A 16813-nucleotide genomic window follows, 5' to 3' on the forward strand; every position below is an offset into this window, starting at 1 on the left:
ATGAAGGAAAGATCTGCCGTGCAGAAATTCCCGATGACCGCCGAAGGTCTCGCCAGGCTTGAGGAGGAGTTGCGGCATCTGAAGTCGGAGGAGCGCCCCGCGGTGATCCGCGCGATCGCGGAGGCCCGCGAGCATGGCGATCTCTCCGAGAATGCCGAGTACCATGCCGCGCGCGAGCGGCAGTCCTTCATCGAGGGCCGCATCGCCGAGCTGGAGGGTATCATTCCCTCGGCCGAGGTGATCGACGTCTCCAAGCTTTCCGGCGACCAGGTGCGCTTCGGCGCCACCGTCACGGTCATCGACGAGGAGAGCGACGAGGAGAAGACCTACCGCATCGTGGGCCAGTACGAGGCGGACACCAAGCAGGGCTCCATCTCCATCTCCTCGCCGCTGGCCAAGGCGCTGATCGGCAAGAAGCTCGGCGACTCCGTCGAGGTGCCGGCGCCCGGCGGCTCGCGCGCCTACGAGATCGCCAAGGTCCGCTTCGTCTGACCATGCCGAGCCGCGGCCTTTCGGGACTGGCGGGCGAGCTGTCCTCGCCCGCCCTCATCACCCTCGCCAATGTGCGGGAGGCTGCGGCGCGCATCCAGGGCGCGGTGCTGCGCACGCCCACCGTGCCCGCCCCCGTCATCGGGCGCGCCGCCGGCTGCGAGGTCTGGCTGAAGCTGGACAACCTCCAGGCCACCGGCGCCTTCAAGGAGCGGGGCGCCGCCAACCGGCTGGCGCTGCTGACGGCGCGGGAGAAGGCCACGGGCGTCATCGCCATGTCGGCCGGCAACCACGCCCAGGCGGTGGCGCGCCATGCCAGCCGCCTGGGCATCCGCGCCACCATCGTCATGCCGCGCTTCACCCCCGCCACCAAGGTGGTCCGCACCGAAAGCTGGGGCGCGACCGTGGTGCTGCATGGCGAGACGCTGGCCGAGGCCGCCGCACACGCCCATGCCCTGGCGCTGCGCGAGGGGCTGACCTTCATCCATCCCTATGACGACCGGGGCGTCATCGCCGGCCAGGGCACCATGGCGATCGAGATGATCGAGGACGCTCCGGGCCTGGACACGCTGGTCTTTCCCGTGGGCGGCGGCGGGCTCCTGGCCGGCTGCGCCGCGGCGGCGCTGGAGATGAACCCTTCCCTCACCGTCTATGGCGTGGAGGTGGAGGGCTATCCGGCCATGGCGCAGCGCCTGGCGGGGCAGCCCATCGCCGTCGGCGGGCCGACCGTCGCCGAGGGCATCGCCGTGCGCGACGTGGGCGAGGCGCCCTATGCCCTGATCAAGCGCCTCGGCATCGAGGTGCTGGTGGTGCCGGAACGCGCCGTGGAGCAGGGCATCGCCCTGCTGGCGGAAGGCGCCAAGGTGGTGGCGGAGGGCGCCGGCGCGGCCGGCGTCGCGGCGCTGCTGGCGCATCCCGCGCGCCTCGCCGGCCGGCGGGTGGGCACGCCCGTCTGCGGCGGCAACATCGACGCCCGCGCCCTGTCCAACGTCCTGCTGCGCCAGCTGCTGCGGGACGGGCGGATCATGCGGCTGCACTTCGACATTCCCGACCGCCCCGGCGTGCTGGCCGACATCTCCAGGCGCATCTCGGAGGCCGGCGGCAATGTCATCGAGGTCAAGCACCAGCAGCTCTTCGGCGCGCCCACGGTGCAGTCCACCGAGCTGGAGCTGATGATCGAGGTGCGGGACGCGGTGCAGGGCAACGCCATCGTCGCGGCGCTGGAAGCGGCCAACTACACGGTGCGCCGCGCCTGAGGGCACGGGGCGCGGGGGAAGGAGAGGCCTCCCTCGCCCGCCCTTTCGCGCTTTCCCTATCGCAGCTCCAGCGGCACGCCGGGGACTTCCTTGGCGGTGTGGATGGTCTGCAGCGTCGTCACCCGGCCGACATTGGGGGCCGCGGTCAGGCGGTTGGTCAGCGCGTTCTCATGCGCGGTGTCACGCGCCACGAGGCGCAGCAGGAAATCCCCTCCCCCGCGGATCATGTGGCATTCCCGCACCTCGGGCCAGGTGGTCACCTCCGCCTCGAAGGCGGAGAGGATGGCGTGCTTCTGGCTCTCCAGCCCGACCACCGCGAAGAAGGTGATCTGCCAGCCCAGCGCCACCGGGTCGATGTCGGCGTGGTAGCCCCGGATGATGCCCCCCTCCTCCAGCCGGCGCACCCGGCGCAGGCAGGGCGGCGCGGAAAGCTCCACCCGCCGGGCCAGTTCCACATTCGTCATCCGGCCATCGGCCTGAAGCTCGGCGAGGATCTGGCGGTCCACCGCATCCAGGTTGTCGATCGTTTCAGGCTTCATCGGAACCGTTTCGTTGCTCGTGCGGCGTTTCAGACGCAATATCCTTGCACGAGGCTTTCTATTCAAGGCATCGGGTTGCGGGGAAACCGGTTCTTTCCGATATCCTGCGCACCAGAGCGATTCCGGGACCAAGCCCTTGTCTGAACTGCACCGCACCCGCCTCCTGATCCTCGGCGCCGGCCCCGCCGGCTACACCGCGGCCATCTATGCCGCCCGTGCCGGCCTGGAGCCGCTGATCGTGGCCGGCATGCAGCCGGGCGGGCAGCTCACCATCACCACCGAGGTCGAGAACTACCCCGGCTTCGCCGCCCCCATCCAGGGGCCCTGGCTGATGGAGCAGATGCGCGAGCAGGCCGAGCATGTCGGCGCCCGCATCCGGCACGACCTGATCACCGCCGTCGACTTCACCGCCGGCCCGCCCTTCCGCTGCACCGGCGATTCGGGGGACAGCTACGAGGCCGAGGCGGTGGTCATCGCCACCGGCGCGCAGGCCAAGTGGCTCGGCATCCCCGGAGAGAAGGAGCTGTCCGGCTTCGGCGTCTCCGCCTGCGCCACCTGCGACGGCTTCTTCTACCGCAACAAGGACGTGGCGGTGATCGGCGGGGGCAACTCGGCGGTGGAGGAGGCGCTTTACCTTTCCAACCTGGCGCGGCACGTGACCCTGATCCACCGGCGGGACACGCTGCGGGCCGAGCGGATCCTGCAGAAGCGGCTGATGGCCAAGGGCAACGTGACGATCCTCTGGAACACGCTGACCGAGCAGGTGCTGGCCGAGACCGGCGGGCGCACGCCGGTCGCGCGCGGCCTCGCGCTGCGCGACCGCGAAACCGGCCAGGCGCGGGAACTGGCGGTGGACGGCGTCTTCGTCGCCATCGGCCACGCCCCGGCCACGAGCCTGTTCAAGGGACAGCTGGACATGGATGCGGAGGGATATCTGGTGACGGCTCCTGATTCGACGCGGACCAGCCGGGCGGGCATCTTCGCCGCCGGCGATGTGCAGGACCGGGTCTACCGCCAGGCGGTGACCGCCGCCGGCACCGGCTGCATGGCGGCGCTGGAAGCGGAGAAGTTCCTCGCGCTCCGCGACGACGTCGCCCAGGCCGAAGCCGCCTGACCCGCCATGCCGCTCGATTGGGACAAGCTCCGGGTCTTCCACGCGGTCGCCGAGGCGGGCAGCTTCACCCATGCCGGTGAGTCGCTGAACCTCAGCCAGTCCGCCGTCTCGCGCCAGATCCAGGCCTTGGAGGAGGCGCTGCAGGTGCCCCTCTTCCACCGCCACGCGCGCGGCCTGATCCTGACGGAACAGGGCGAGACGCTGAACCGCACCGTGCGCGAGGTGTTCGCCAAGCTCGCCATGACGGAGGCGCTGCTCACCGAAAGCCGGGAGCGCGCCGCGGGCCGCCTTAAGGTGACCACCACCACCGGCTTCGGCACCACCTGGCTGGCGCCGCGCCTGCGCAAGTTCATGGGCCTGCACAGCGACGTGACGGTGACGCTGCTGCTCGACGATGCCGATCTCGACCTCGCCATGCGCGAGGCCGACGTCGCCATCCGCATGCACCCGCCGAAGCAGCCGGACCTGATCCAGCGGCATGTCGCCACCTTCGGCTGGAAGGTGGTGGGCTCGCCGGAATACCTGAAGCAGGCGGGCATCCCGCAGCGGGCCGAGGATCTCGATGTCCACCGGCTGATCGTCTATGGCGATTACCGCCCGCCCGTCGAGAGCATCAACTGGCTGCTGGAGGCCGGACGCCGCCCCGGCAGCCCGCGCCGCGCGGCGGTGGAGGTGAACAGCCTGCCCGCCATGCTGCACGCCGTCCGCTCGGGCCTGGGCCTCGCCGCCCTACCCGACTACATGGGCGACGACCTGCGCGACCTCATCCCCGTGCTGTCCGACCTGAAGGCGCCGCGCATCGACGCCTATTTCGTCTATCCCGAGGAGATGCGGCACTCGAAGCGCGTGGGCGTGTTCCGCGACTTCCTGGTGTCCGAACTGGCGGCTCTCAACGGCTGATAGCAGCCATCAAATGTTCACCATGCGTCGCCTGCATGGCGGGGCGGCGATATTTGATCTACGCGCATGTCACAGGGCGCATTAGCTTCCTGTCATCCGGCGATTTGGCCGGAGAGGGTCCCTGACCCTTCGTCTCCCAGACGTGAAGCCTCCCTGTATACCTTGGCCCGCTGCCCTTTCGGTCGGCGGGCTTTCTTTTTGCACCGGCGCTTCGCGGGCCGTCCCTCCCTGTCTGGCGCGGGCGCGTGATCCGGATGGGGGGGTGGGCGCGTTACCTCCTGGCCATGAGAAGGAGGCGTGCATGTCCCGGCCGGAACGGCTGATCTATGCGAGTGCGAATGGCGACACCTGGCATCTGGTCCGTGGGCCGGGGGAACAGGATGTCATGGTCAGGCATCAACCCAATGGCCCGTCCGGCGGAGCCGCATCCCTCGTCCCGCTGGGCGAGTTCCTGGCGCGCCGGGGCAGTGGGCCGGAGCATCAGGAACTGATGCGGCTGATCGGCACCCTGGTGGACCCGCTGCCGGACGAGGATGCCGAGCGGGTGGCCCAGCGGCTCCGGTAGGAAGCGGGGAACAGGCGGCGCGGGGCGCCTCACGCCGCCTGCAGGATCTCCGCGAGGGTCACGGGCCGGAACTCCCGCACATCCACGCCGACATCGAACTGGCGGGCCAGGGGCTTCAGCCGGCCATGGCTGTGGCCATGCAGGTTGATCGCGCCGCGCGCCATGTCGCGCCAGCTGCGGAAGGCGTAGTGGCAGAGCACCAGACGGCGTCCCTCGACCTCCGTCTCGGCATAGTGCTGCACGCTGGCCCAGCCGGGCAGGCCGGCGGTGGCCGCCGCATCGTTGTTGCCCAGGATCAGCCGCTTCGTGCCGTTCAGGCGCGCCAGCAGCGCCGCCATCGCTTCCGCCGGGTAGCCGATGGCGAAATCGCCCAGGTGCCAGACCTCGTCGCCCGGCCGCACCGCCGCGTTCCATCGTTCCTCCAGGGCGGCGTCCATCGCCGCGACGGAGGGGAAGGGCCGGCGGTAGAGGCCGCGCGCGCCGCCATGGCCGAAATGGGTGTCGGCGGTGAAGAAGGTCGTCATGCATCCTCGTCAACCATGCCGGGCCGGCCCCGTGCATCCTGGCGGCCATATTCGCGCCGGCCGGAACCCTTTGTTAACAAAGCCGGCCCTAAGCTGCACGCCACCGCAATCCAGCACGGCAAGAAGCCATGAAATCCGCCGCATTCGAATACGGCCCCTACACCATCAAGACCTTTGCCTCCTCCGGCATGGTCCGGGCGCGGCTCTTCCGCAACGGCGTCTGGGTCCGGGAGATCTCCGACTGGACCGCCGACACGGTGGAGGAAGCGGTCCGCCTCATGAAGCGGACCGTGGAGGAGGCCGAGGAGGAGGCGCAGGAAGGTCAGGCGGTCCACTGAAGTGGCAGGGCGCGGAGAACCCCTCCGCGCCACGCCCCCGGCGCCGCGGGCTTTTTGTGGATGGCAGCCTTCCCCCTCACGGCCAGAATGGGTATCGACCCTGGCTTTGGCAGAGTGGGAGAGCCGGTATGGGCCGCAAGCGTTCCAAGAGCATCCCGAACACCCGCGCGCCTCGTCCGGCCGGCCCGCCGCCGGCGGCGCAGGGCGAGGTCGAGCGCCTGCGCCGCGAGCTGGAGGAGGCCCGCACCCTGTTGCGCGAGATGAGCCAGGGCTCCGATGGCGACAGGAGCGTGCTGGCGCGCCGCCTCGCCACGCTGGAGGAGGAGCGCCAGATCGCCCGTGGCCATGCGGTGGAAGCCTCCCTCGCCCGCTCGCGGGCCGAGGCGGAGCTGAAGGCGCTGCGCGATGCCATCCACAAGGCTCCCGGCCTGCAGGGCTGGCTGCTGAGGCGTGCCAGCCGCCACCTTCCGCAGGGCTGACCAAGCAGGGCGTCCCTCCCCCTCTGCCGCGGCTCGCCGCCTGCCGCGCGGCGGCGGGCCGGTGCCCATGCGCCGCTTTGCGGCTTGGCAAGGGCGCCCGGCTTGGCTACCCGGCTGAGGCATGGACACCTTCATTCCGGCGCTGCTGCTGCTCTCGGGCGGTGCCTTCATCCACACCCGCTCCAACGTGCCGGAACTCCGCCCCGCCTCGGACAGGGCCGACACGATCTGGAGGCTCCTGGCCAAGCTGGCCTTCTTCCTGTGGCTGGGCCTGCTGGCCTGGGGCATCTACATGCGCCCGCTGACCGAGGTGGCGCTGGGCTTCGGCCTGTGCCTGCTGTTCAACCTGCTGCTGGCCAGCCGCGGCCCGCGCAGCATCTGGCCCGGCCTCTCCATGGGCTTCTGCGCGGCGGGGCTGGCGCTCGGCGTCTATACCGTGCTGGGCTGATCCTCCGAAGGGGAGGAAACGGCATGATCTTCGAGGGATTCGTCCTGGAGGAGCGCGACGTCGCGGGACAGACCTTGCGCCTGCGGCGGGCCGGGGAAGGCCCGCCCCTGCTGCTGCTGCACGGCAATCCGCAGACCCATGCCATGTGGCACCGCGTCGCGCCCATCCTGGCCGAGACCCACACCGTCATCTGCCCCGACCTGCGCGGCTATGGCTTTTCCGGCAAGCCGGGCCCCACGGCGGACCACGCGCCCTATGCCAAGCGCGCCATGGCGGCCGACATGCTCGGGCTGATGCGCGGCCTGGGCCATGAGCGGTTCCGCGTGCTGGCGCATGACCGTGGCGCCCGCGTGGCGCACCGCCTGGCGCTCGACGCGCCGCAGGCCGTGGAGCGCCTCGCCCTGCTCGACATCGTGCCGACCCTGGAGCATTTCGAGCGCACCGACATGGCCTTCGCGCTCGGCTACTACCACTGGTTCTTCCTGGCCCAGAAGCACGACCTGCCGGAGCGGATGATCCTGCGCGACGTGGAGGACTGGTTCGACCTGCACACCTCGCGTGAGCCGAAGGAGAAGGGCTTCTTCCATCCCGAGGCGCGGGCCGACTACCTCGCCGCCCTGCGCCAGCCCGGCACCGTCACCGCCATCTGCGAGGATTACCGCGCCGCCGCCACCATCGACCTGGAGCATGACCGCGCCAGCCGCGCGGCGGGCGAGAAGGTGCAGTGCCCGTTGCTGGCGCTGTGGGGCGAGAAGGGAAAGATCGGCCAATGGTACAGGCCGCTGGAGGTCTGGAGGAACCATGCCGCCGGTCCGGTGGGCGGGCATGCGGTGAACAGCGGGCACTATCTGGCGGAAGAGGCGCCGGACGAGGTGCTGGCGGCGGTGGGGCCGTTCCTGCGCTGAGCCGGTAAGGCCGGGGGCGGAACGGCCCCCGGGCCTGGGCCTATCGCCTGCCGGTCAGGCCGCGCGGCGGGCGCCGTGGTTGCCCTCCCGCACCTCCTCGATGATCTTGGAGACGAAGGCGTCGAGATCCTTGGGCGAGCGGCTGGTGACGATGCCCTGGTCGGTCACCACCTCCTGGTCCAGCCAGTTGGCGCCGGCATTCTGCACATCCGTCTTGATGGAGGCGAAGGAGGTCATCTTGCGGCCCTTGGCGAGGCCCGCCTCCACCAGGATCCACGGCCCGTGGCAGATCGAGGCCACCACCTTGCCCTTGGCCGCGAAGTCGCGCACCAGGCCGATCACCGCCGGGTCCACCCGCAGCTGGTCGGGGTTCAGCACGCCGCCGGGCAGCACGATGGCGTCGTAGTCATCCGCCCTCGCCTCGTCCAGCCTGCGGTCCACGGGCACCTTGCGGCCCCAGTCCTCGGGCTGCTTCTGGCCGTCCCAGGCAAGGATGCTGCCGGGCTCGCGGGTCTTCTCGGGGGCGGCCACATGCACGGTGGCGCCCGCCGCCCGCAGCTTCTCCAGCGGCACGAAAAGCTCCGATTCCTCGAAGCCGTCGGTGGCCAGGATGAGGATCTTGCTCTGCTTGATGTCCGGCATGTCTGTTCTCCGTGGCGGTGTCGGCGGAGAAACACCAGGGGCGGGGACGGGTTCCCCCCGCCGCTCTCCGCCCCACACGGGTCAGGGCAGCACGAGGAACAGGTCGGTGTCTCCCGTGCGGGCGCCCTCGGCCGTCAGCAGGGCATGGGCCTGGCCGCGGTGATGCGTCTGGTGGTTAAAGAAATGCACCACCAGCAGCGCCATGGGCCGCGTCACCTCCCGCCCGGCGGCGCCGCTGTGCCAGGTGAGGCTTCCCGCCAGCAGCACCTCGTCCATCGCCGCCGCCCAGGCCTCGATGCGCGCGTCCAGCGCCTCGCGCGTGGCGCGCAGCGTGCCGAAGTCGCGGATCATGCCGGCGCTGTCCGCCAGCTTCGCCGCCGGCGCCGGGCCGCCATCGAAGCGGCTCATCCACTGCAGGTCGCCCCACACCAGATGGCAGAGCGTGCCGTGCAGCGAGCCGAAGAAGGCGCCCCGCTCCCGCTCCCGCGCCGCCGCCCCGAGGCCCGCGGCGGCCGCGTAGAAGCGGCGGTTCATCGTGGTGTTGTAGGCCGCCATGGCGCGGCAGTATTCCGGCGTGACCATTCCGGAACCGTAGCGCAAAGGCAGGCGGCCGGGAAAGGAGCGGTCCCTTCCCTCCCCCCTTAGAGCGGGCGGTAGAGCAGCAGCTGCTCCGTCAGCGTGCCGCCGGCATCGCGCGAGAAGCCGGGGATGCGCCCTGCCTCCACCCAGCCCTGGCCCCGGCACAGCGCCTCGGCCGCGGCGCCGGCGCGGATGTCGAGCGTCAGCAGGGAACGGCCGATGCCGCGCGCCGCCTGCTCCACCCGCTGCATCAGCGCCCGCCCGATGCCCTGGCGGCGGAACTGCGGATGCACCAGGAGCTGCTCCACCACGGCACGGTGCGCCTGGTCCTGTGGCATGGCGAGGTTGAGCTGCACCGTGCCGGCCACCTGCCCTTCCTGCCACGCCACCAGCAGCAGCCGGTTGCCCAGCGCCGCCTCGCCCGAGACGCGGCGCCAGAAGGCGCGCGCCGCTTCTGGCGGAAGCGGCGGCAGGTGCCCGGTGGCGGCGCCATCCGCCACGCAGGCCACCAGCATCTCGGCCAGGCTGCGCTCGGCGCTGGCGGCGGCCGCGGCGTCCAGCGCCTCCACCACCAGCCCGATGGCGGGCTTGGCGTAGCGGAACTCCAGCGACTTCGAGATGTCGTCGAGGATGCGGATGGAGCCGGAGCGCACATAGCCGCGCTTCTCGTAGAAGCGGTGCGCCGCCTCGAAGCGGGTGTCGGTCCAGAGCACGATGCGCTGCGCGCCCCGCGCGCGGGCATGCGCCTCCGCCCCGCCCAGCAGCGCGTGGGCGAGGCCGGTGCCGCGCTGCGACTTCTCCACATACATCTTGCAAATTTCCCAGGCGCGGTCGGAGCCGAGCGGCCGGGCCGCCACCATGCCCACGACGCGCCCTTCCGCTTCCGCCGCCCAGAGCGCGCCACCCGTGCCGGCGAAGTGGGTGGCCAGCGCCCGCAGCTCGGGCACCTCGCCATCCACGTCGAGGAAGCAGTTCGGGTATTCCGCCCAGGCGTCGCCCACGAGGCGGATGAAGTCCGCCGCGTCCTCGTCCTGTCCGGGGCGGATGGTGAAGCCGCCCATGGCAGGGATGCTCCGGGCGGGGCCGCTCAGGCCGAGGCCGGCGCCGCTCACGCCAGCTCCCGGCAGAACTCCTGGATGCGCGCGCAGGCCTCGCGCAGGCTTTCCGTGTCGGTGGCGTAGGAGATGCGCAGATAAGGGCTCATGCCATAGGCCGTGCCCTGCACCGTGGCCACCAGCTTCTCCTCCAGCAGGGCCAGGGCGAAGTCGGTGTCGTTCCCGATCCTGCGCCCGCCCTTGCTGGTCTTGCCGAGGCAGGCGGCGATGTTGGGATAGACGTAGAAGGCGCCTTCCGGCTTGTGGCAGGTGATGCCGGGCGCCTCGTTCAGCATGGACACCACGAGGTCGCGCCGCTCGCGGTAGATGGCGGCGCGCTCGGCGATGAGGTCCTGGGGCCCTTCCAGCGCGGCCACGGCGGCGGCCTGGCTGATCGTGCTGATGCCGCTGGTGAGCTGGCCCTGCATGTTGGCCATGGCCTTGATCAGCGCCTTCGGCCCGCCCGCGAAGCCCACGCGCCAGCCGGTCATGGCATAGGTCTTGGAGGCGCCGTTGACCGTCAGCACGCGGTCCTTCAGCCGCGGCTCCACCGCGGCGATGGTGCAGAACTCGCCGTCATAGACAAGGTGCTCGTACATGTCGTCCGTCAGGATCCAGACATGCGGGTGCTTCAGCATCACCGCCGCGATCGCCTCCATCTCCGCGCGGGAGCAGGCGGCGCCGGTCGGGTTGTTCGGGAAGTTCAGGAACAGCCACTTGGTCTTCGGCGTGATGGCGGCGTCCAGGTCCTCGGCGCGCAGCTTGAAGCCGTTGTTCTGCGGGCAGCTGACGAAGGTGGGCGTCGCCGTCGCCAGCTTCGCCATGTCGGCGTAGCTCACCCAGTAGGGGGCGGGGATCAGCACCTCGTCGCCCGGGTCGCAGCTGGCCAGCAGCGCATCCATGATGATCTGCTTGCCGCCATTGGCGACGATGATCTCGTCCAGCGCGTAGTCGAGGTTGTTGTCGCGCCGGAACTTCTTCTGCACCGCCTTCTTCAGCGCCGGCGTGCCGTCGGTCGGCGGGTACTTGGTGTCGCCGGAGAGCGCCGCCTGGTGGGCGGCCTCGATGGCGTGCGCGGGCGTCGGGAAGTCGGGCTCGCCGGCGGCGAGGCTGATCACCTTCTTGCCTTCGGCGGCCAGCGCCCGGGCACGGGTGCCCATGACGACGGAGGCGGAAACGGCAATGTCATTCAGGCGACCGGCGAGGGCGGGCATGGCTGGGCTGATCTCCGACATGTCAGGCAGGCGAGGCGGGCAGCCTAGTGGGCGTTTCCGGCTCCGCCAAGGGTGGCAGGCACCGGGACGCGCAGGGCGGCCCCGCGCTGCCGGGCAAGCGGGGGTCTGGCCAGGCGGGGGCTGGCCAGGCGGGGGCGTGGCCCGCCCGGCCTATTGCCGGGGCGGCAGCTCCATCGCCCGGTCGAAGGCCTGTTCCCGCAGCTGGGCGAAGCCGAGGCGGCGATAGAAGCCCACCGCCCGGCTCTGCTTCAGCACCTCCAGCCGCACCGGCAGGCCGGGCCGCTCCGCCAGCAGCGCCGCCATCACGGCGCGGCCGAGGCCCCGCCCCTGGCAGGCCGGCTCCAGGTAGAGGTTGGAGATTTCGGTGTGGTCCGCATGGTGGCGGCAGGTGACGCAGCCGAGCAGCGCGCCATCCGGCGCCACGACCAGCCGCGTGGCGGCGGGGTCGAAGCTTTCGCGCATCCGGGCGCGGCGGCGTTCCGGGTCCCAGCGGCCGACGCGCTCCAGATCGGCGCGCAGCACGCGGATGGAAAGGTCGAGCAGCCGCTCGAAATCCGCCTCGGCCGCGGGGTGGAAGCGGAAGGGCGGCGGACCGCCCTCCCCCTTCCCGCCATTCACTTCAGGCCGGCGCAGAAGCGCTGGATGCGCGTGCAGGCCTCGGTCAGGGAGGCATCGTCCGTGGCGTAGGAGATGCGGAAATGGCCGGGGAACATGAAGGCGGAGCCGTGCACGGCGGCGACGCCCTCATCCTCCAGCAGCGCGGTCACGAAGTCCTCGTCCGTCTCGATCCGCTTGCCGGAGGCCGTGGTCTTGCCCAGGCAGCCATGCACCGAGGGGAACACGTAGAAGGCGCCCTCGGGCGTGATGCAGTGGATGCCGGGGGCCTTGTTGAGCAGGCCGACCACAAGGTCGCGGCGCTTCTCGTAGACCTTGCGCATCTCCTCGACCGAATCCTGCGGGCCGGTCAGCGCCTCCACGGCGGCGGCCTGGGAGATGGAGGAGGTGTTGGAGGTGGACTGGCCCTGCAGCTTGTCCATCGCCTTGATCAGCTTCACCGGCGCGCCGGCGAAGCCGATGCGCCAGCCGGTCATGGCATAGGCCTTGGAGCAGCCGTTCATGGTCACGGTCCGCTCCTTCAGGCGCGGCTCCACCGCCACCAGGGTGCGGGCCTTGAAGCCGCCATAGGTGAGCTTCTCGTAGATGTCGTCGGTGAACACCCAGACATCCGGGTGGCGCAACAGCACCTCGGCCAGCGCCTTCAGCTCCTCCGCGCTGTAGGCGGCGCCGGTGGGGTTGGAGGGGTTGTTCAGGATCAGCCACTTGGTCTTTGGCGTGATCGCCGCCTCGAGCTGCTCGGGCGTGATCTTGAAGCCCTGGTTCTGCCCGGCCGGAACGATCACCGGCTTGCCGTCGGCCAGGGTCACGATGTCGGGGTAGGAAACCCAGCACGGCGCCGGGATGATTGCCTCGTCGCCCGCGTCGATGGTGGCCAGGATGGCGTTGAAGATCACCTGCTTGCCGCCGGTGGAGACGACGATCTCCTCCGGCTTGTATTCCACCCCGTGCTCGCGGCGGAAATAGGTGGCGCAGGCCTCGCGCAGCGCCCGGGCGCCGGCGACGTCCGTGTAGCGGGTCTCGCCCTTCTCGATCGCCGCGATCGCCGCGTCCTTGATGTTGCGCGGGGTGTCGAAATCAGGCTCCCCGGCCGAGAGGCTGATGACGTTCCTGCCCTCCGCCTTCAGCGCCCGCGCCTTGGCGGTGATGGCGATGGTCTGGGACGGGGCGATGCGGTCGAGCCGCTCGGCGATCAGGTTCATGGGTGAATGGGTCCAACTCGAAAGACGCCGGACCCTAGACCCCACCCGGCCGCCCCGACAAGGCGGCACGCCACCCCGCGGGGCCGATTCGCCCCTTCCGCGGCGCTGGCGCGCCGGCCCCGGGCCCCCGGCACCGCCAGGGCCAGGGCCAGGGCACAGCCGGGACCGGGGCCGGGGCCTCAGTCCTGCACCATCCGCCGGTAGAGGTGCCAGGTGGCGTGGCCCAGCACCGGCACCACCACCGCCAGGCCCACGAAGAGCGGCAGGCTCCCGAGCGCCAGCAGCAGGGCGATGACGAAGGCCCAGAGCGCCAGCGGCGCCGGGTTGGCGCGCACGGCCCGCAGCGAGGTGCGCATGGCCATGCCCGCCGTGACCGGCATGCCCCGCCCCGCCCGGTCCAGCAGCATGGGAAAGGACACGACGGTGAGCGAGAACACCAGGGCCGCGAAGAGGAAGCCGGCCAGGTTGCCCAGCAGCATCAGCTGGTGCCCCTCGCGGCTGTAGAGTACCCGGCTCAGGAAGTCGGTCGCGTTATCGGGGGTGCTGCCCAGCGTCATCCCGTAGATGAGGCGGGCGGTGAAGAGCCAGAGGACGAAGATGGCCAGCAGCAGGACGCCGAGGCCGAGGATGGAGGTGATCGCCGGGGAATGGCGCACGGCCAGGGCGTCCGTCCAGCGGGTCGGCTGGCCCTGCTCCCGCCGCCGGCTCAGCTCGTAGATGCCGAGCGCCGCCACCGGCCCCAGCAGCGCGAAGCCGGAGGCAAGCGGCCAGAACAGCGGCATCAGCTCCCGCCCCGCCGCCAGCTGCGCGGCGACCAGGCCGATGATGGGGTAGAGGATCGCCAGGAAGACGAGCTGGGTGGGGTTGGCCAGGAAGTCCCGCCAGCCCAGCGCCAGCGCCTCGCCGATGTCGGAGCCGCCGATGCGGCGTATGGAGGGCTCGCGCCGGGTCATGCCGGGCGCATCCGTCCAGGTCGTGGCCATGTTCTTCCTCCCGCGCCACGCGGGCGCCGTGTTCGACTTCTGCCGCGCCTCTCAGGGTCGCGGCATTCGCTTCACGGAAGGCCCGGGCACCGGGAACCGGGTGGCCATGTCGTCGGGGGCGTGACCACCACGCCGCGCGCAGCCAGGTCGTCCACATCCAGGGATCTGGGATGCGGCGCCGGGGGAGCAAGCACGGCACACGGAAGGTTCAAAGCCGGCGGAGGCCCCGCAGCGCCAGCAGGGCCAGCCCGCCGCCCAGGGCCGCCACCGCCAGGATGACGACGGCCAGCGCGTTCACCTCCGGCGTCAGCCCCAGCCGCAGCATGGAGAACACCACCATGGGCAGGGTGGTGCCGGCGGGGCCGGACACGAAGCTCGCCACCACCACGTCGTCGAGCGAAAGGGTGAAGGCCAGCAGCCAGCCCGCCGCCAGGCTCGGCGCCATCAGCGGCAGGGTGATGGTGGCGAAGGCGGTGGCGGGCCCGGCGCCGAGGTCGCGCGCCGCCTCCTCCAGCTCGGGCGCCATCTCGGCCAGCCGCGCCTGCGCCAGCACCACCACATAGGCCGCGCCGATGGTGGCGTGCGCCAGCAGGATGGTGGTGGCGCCACGCCCGGCGGGCCAGCCCGTGGCGCCTTCCAGCAGCACGAAGAGCAGCAGCAGCGAAAGGCCCATCACCACGTCGGGCAGCACCAGCGGCGCGCCGGCCAGCACGCCGAACAGCGCCCGCCCCCGGAACGAGCCGCGCCGGGCCAGCACCCAGCCGGTGGCGCCGCCCAGCAGCACCGCCAGCGTGGCCGAGCCCAGCGCCACGCGGAGCGAGAGCCAGGCCGCCTCCAGCAGCCGCTCATTCTCCGCCAGCGCGGCGAACCAGCGCAGCGAGAAGCCGCCCCACTGGAAGGGGATGCGGCTTTCGCTGAAGGCGTAGCCCGCCAGCAGCAGCACCGGCAGCCACAGGAAGCCGAGCCCCAGCGCGAGGCCGAGCCGCGCCATGCCGCCCCGGCTCACCGCCGCGCCTCCAGCCGCTGGAACAGCAGGATGGGCAGCAGCAGCGCCAGCAGCAGCAGCACGGCGAGCGCCGCCGCCACCGGCCAGTCCCGGTTCTGGAAGAACTCCTGCCACAGCACGCGGCCGACAAGCTGCGCGCCCGGCGGCCCCAGCAGCTCGGGGATGACGTATTCGCCCATGGCCGGAATGAACACCAGCAGGAAGGCCGCCGCCGCGCCCGGCGCCGCCAGCGGCAGGGTGATGGTGCGGAACACCGCCCAGGGCGTCGCGCCGAGATCGGCCGCCGCCTCCTCCACCGCCGGGTCGCGGCGCGAAAGGCTGGCATAGAGCGGCAGCACGGCGAAGGGCAGGTAGGCATGCGCCATGCCGAGGAACAGCGCCGGCCAGGAATAGAGCAGCGGCAGCGGGTCGGCGATGAGGCCCAGCGATTGCAGCAGGGTGTTGATCCAGCCCTCGTCGCGCAGCAGGCCGATCCAGGCGCCGAGGCGCGGCAGGAAGCCGGTCCAGAAGGGCAGCAGCACCGCCATCAGCAGGGGCAGCCGCCAGGCGGGGGTGGCGCGCGCCAGGCCGATCGCCATGGGGAAGCCCAGCAGCAGGCAGAGCGCCGCCGTGCCCGCCGCCACCAGCGCCGCCTGGGCGAAGGCGGCGTGGTAGAAGGGGTCCTCCAGCACCAGGGCGAAGGGCTCGATGTTCGGCCCCTCCGCCCCCCAGGGCGGGGCGATGGGCGGCACGCTCTCGGTCGGCCAGGCGAAGGCCAGCGCCAGCACCACCAGCAGCGGCGCGGCGACCAGCAGGGCCAGCCACAGCCCCGGCAGGGCCAGGGGAAGGGCGCGCAGCAGCAGGGGGCGCATCAGCCGGCCAGCGGCACCACGGAGGCCGCCTCCCACCCCAGCCGCACCGTGGCGCCACGCGGCGGCGGCGCGCCATCCTCCTCGGCATGGCCGACGCGCAGCAGCGCCCCGCCCCCGGCGCGGACCAGGAGCAGGCTGTCATCGCCGCGGAAGGCGACCTCCTCCACCACGCCCTCGGCGCTGTTCGGCCCTTCCGCCAGGGGGCGCAGCGCGATGCGCTCGGGGCGCAGGGCGCAGGCGGCGGTGCCGGGCGGCAGCGCGCCCTCCGGCCGCAGCGTGGCGCCAAGGCCAGGGCAGTCGAACCCGCCCGCGCCATCGGGGCGGCCTTCCAGCACATTGGCGGCGCCGAGGAACTGGGCGACGAAGCGCGTCGCCGGCCGGTCATACACCGCGCGGGGCGGGCCGAGCTGCACCACCCGGCCATGCTCCAGCACCGCCACCCGGTCGGCCAGCGCCAGCGCCTCCTGCTGGTCATGCGTCACCATGATGAAGGCCGCGCCCGTTTCGCGCTGCAGGGCGCGCAGCTCGAAGCCGGTGCGCTCGCGCAGGTTGGCGTCCAGCGCGCCCAGCGGCTCGTCCAGCAGCAGCAGGCGCGGGCGCTTCACCAGCGCGCGGGCCAGCGCCACGCGCTGCCGCTGCCCGCCCGAGAGCCGGTGCGGCAGCCGCCCCCCGAAGCCCTCCAGCCCGACCATGGCCAGCGCCTGCCCGACCCGCGCGTCCCGCTCGGCGCGCGGCACGCCATCCCGCCGCAGGCCATAGGCGACGTTGGCCGCCACGTTCATGTGCGGGAACAGCGCGTAGGACTGGAACATCATGTTGAGCGGCCGGGCATGCGGCGGCACGCCGGACAGGTCGCGCCCCTCCAGCAGCACCGCGCCAGAATCCGCCGTCTCGAACCCCGCCACGACGCGCAGCAGGGTGGACTTGCCGGAGCCCGAGCCGCCGAGGAGGGTGAGGAACTCGCCCGCCGCCACGTCGAGGTCGAGGCGGTCGAGCGCCAGGGTCTGGCCGAAGCGCCGGGTCAGGGCGCGCAGGGAGAGCAGCGGCAA

General features: G+C 71.7%; 21 protein-coding genes. 9 read left to right on the forward strand and 12 right to left on the reverse strand.

Features of this window, described 5'->3' with window-relative positions:
• Positions 1-18: 18 nt before the first annotated feature.
• Both greA and CR162_RS07575 read left to right on the forward strand, forming a co-directional pair.
• On the forward strand, positions 19-492 hold the full coding sequence (gene greA, locus CR162_RS07570; RefSeq protein ID WP_099094926.1) for a transcription elongation factor GreA: 474 nt from the start codon (positions 19-21) through the stop codon (positions 490-492).
• A gap of 2 nt (positions 493-494) precedes the next feature.
• Entirely contained in the window at positions 495-1745 is a 1251-nt protein-coding gene (locus CR162_RS07575; RefSeq protein ID WP_099094927.1) for a threonine ammonia-lyase, read from the forward strand.
• Positions 1746-1801: 56 nt separating this feature from the next.
• Here the strand turns inward: CR162_RS07575 and CR162_RS07580 are convergent, their stop codons facing one another.
• The gene (locus CR162_RS07580; protein WP_099094928.1) at positions 1802-2284 is read right to left on the reverse strand and encodes an Lrp/AsnC family transcriptional regulator; all 483 of its coding nucleotides are present in this window, start codon (positions 2282-2284) and stop codon (positions 1802-1804) included.
• Positions 2285-2420: 136 nt separating this feature from the next.
• Between CR162_RS07580 and trxB the strand changes: the two genes are divergently transcribed.
• The 3 genes from trxB to CR162_RS07595 all read left to right on the forward strand — a co-directional run bounded on the left by trxB (position 2421) and on the right by CR162_RS07595 (position 4863).
• Positions 2421-3398, forward strand: a complete 978-nt coding sequence (gene trxB, locus CR162_RS07585; protein ID WP_099094929.1) for a thioredoxin-disulfide reductase — start codon at positions 2421-2423, stop codon at positions 3396-3398.
• A 6-nt stretch (positions 3399-3404) separates the two neighbouring features.
• Complete coding sequence (locus CR162_RS07590) at positions 3405-4298, forward strand: LysR family transcriptional regulator (RefSeq protein WP_099094930.1); 894 nt, start codon at positions 3405-3407, stop codon at positions 4296-4298.
• 301 nt (positions 4299-4599) lie between these two features.
• Positions 4600-4863, forward strand: coding sequence for a hypothetical protein (locus CR162_RS07595; protein WP_099094931.1), 264 nt, complete (start codon positions 4600-4602; stop codon positions 4861-4863).
• A 29-nt stretch (positions 4864-4892) separates the two neighbouring features.
• Here the strand turns inward: CR162_RS07595 and CR162_RS07600 are convergent, their stop codons facing one another.
• Complete coding sequence (locus CR162_RS07600; RefSeq protein WP_099094932.1) at positions 4893-5387, reverse strand: metallophosphoesterase family protein; 495 nt, start codon at positions 5385-5387, stop codon at positions 4893-4895.
• 128 nt (positions 5388-5515) lie between these two features.
• On the opposite strand from CR162_RS07600, the gene CR162_RS07605 reads away from it, so the two are divergent.
• The 4 genes from CR162_RS07605 to CR162_RS07620 all read left to right on the forward strand — a co-directional run bounded on the left by CR162_RS07605 (position 5516) and on the right by CR162_RS07620 (position 7557).
• Positions 5516-5725: a hypothetical protein gene (locus CR162_RS07605; protein ID WP_099094933.1), complete on the forward strand. Its 210-nt coding sequence runs from the start codon at positions 5516-5518 to the stop codon at positions 5723-5725.
• A 128-nt stretch (positions 5726-5853) separates the two neighbouring features.
• Positions 5854-6204: a hypothetical protein gene (locus CR162_RS07610; RefSeq protein WP_099094934.1), complete on the forward strand. Its 351-nt coding sequence runs from the start codon at positions 5854-5856 to the stop codon at positions 6202-6204.
• Positions 6205-6325: 121 nt separating this feature from the next.
• Positions 6326-6652, forward strand: a complete 327-nt coding sequence (locus CR162_RS07615) for a multidrug DMT transporter permease (RefSeq protein WP_099094935.1) — start codon at positions 6326-6328, stop codon at positions 6650-6652.
• 23 nt (positions 6653-6675) lie between these two features.
• Positions 6676-7557 carry an alpha/beta fold hydrolase gene (locus CR162_RS07620; protein WP_099094936.1) on the forward strand — a complete coding sequence of 294 codons (882 nt, stop codon included), beginning with the start codon at positions 6676-6678 and terminating at the stop codon, positions 7555-7557.
• Positions 7558-7611: 54 nt separating this feature from the next.
• Here CR162_RS07620 and CR162_RS07625 read toward each other — a convergent pair whose 3' ends face one another.
• The 10 genes from CR162_RS07625 to CR162_RS07670 form a co-directional block, all read right to left on the reverse strand.
• Complete coding sequence (locus CR162_RS07625; protein WP_099094937.1) at positions 7612-8199, reverse strand: type 1 glutamine amidotransferase domain-containing protein; 588 nt, start codon at positions 8197-8199, stop codon at positions 7612-7614.
• Between the two features lie 81 nt (positions 8200-8280).
• Entirely contained in the window at positions 8281-8781 is a 501-nt protein-coding gene (locus CR162_RS07630) for a DinB family protein (protein ID WP_099094938.1), read from the reverse strand.
• Between the two features lie 59 nt (positions 8782-8840).
• Complete coding sequence (locus tag CR162_RS07635; protein WP_245870191.1) at positions 8841-9890, reverse strand: GNAT family N-acetyltransferase; 1050 nt, start codon at positions 9888-9890, stop codon at positions 8841-8843.
• A complete protein-coding gene (locus tag CR162_RS07640; protein ID WP_099094968.1) occupies positions 9887-11086 on the reverse strand; it encodes a pyridoxal phosphate-dependent aminotransferase in 1200 nt (399 codons plus the stop codon). Before CR162_RS07640 ends, CR162_RS07635 begins: the two co-directional genes overlap by 4 nt.
• A 171-nt stretch (positions 11087-11257) precedes the next feature.
• Positions 11258-11725, reverse strand: a complete 468-nt coding sequence (locus CR162_RS07645) for a GNAT family N-acetyltransferase (protein ID WP_099094939.1) — start codon at positions 11723-11725, stop codon at positions 11258-11260.
• Positions 11722-12924, reverse strand: a complete 1203-nt coding sequence (locus CR162_RS07650) for a pyridoxal phosphate-dependent aminotransferase (RefSeq protein ID WP_099094940.1) — start codon at positions 12922-12924, stop codon at positions 11722-11724. Before CR162_RS07650 ends, CR162_RS07645 begins: the two co-directional genes overlap by 4 nt.
• Before the next feature lie 179 nt (positions 12925-13103).
• Complete coding sequence (locus CR162_RS07655) at positions 13104-13907, reverse strand: DUF2189 domain-containing protein (RefSeq protein ID WP_099094941.1); 804 nt, start codon at positions 13905-13907, stop codon at positions 13104-13106.
• 208 nt (positions 13908-14115) lie between these two features.
• Positions 14116-14913 (reverse strand): ABC transporter permease, encoded by a 798-nt coding sequence (locus tag CR162_RS07660; protein WP_408887452.1) that lies wholly within the window; start codon positions 14911-14913, stop codon positions 14116-14118.
• A complete protein-coding gene (locus CR162_RS07665) occupies positions 14910-15764 on the reverse strand; it encodes an ABC transporter permease (protein ID WP_245870192.1) in 855 nt (284 codons plus the stop codon). The genes CR162_RS07660 and CR162_RS07665 overlap by 4 nt, the downstream gene beginning before the upstream one ends.
• Entirely contained in the window at positions 15764-16813 is a 1050-nt protein-coding gene (locus tag CR162_RS07670) for an ABC transporter ATP-binding protein (protein ID WP_099094942.1), read from the reverse strand. Before CR162_RS07670 ends, CR162_RS07665 begins: the two co-directional genes overlap by 1 nt.

The organism is Teichococcus rhizosphaerae, from assembly GCF_002631185.1.
Classification (GTDB): domain Bacteria; phylum Pseudomonadota; class Alphaproteobacteria; order Acetobacterales; family Acetobacteraceae; genus Pseudoroseomonas; species Pseudoroseomonas rhizosphaerae.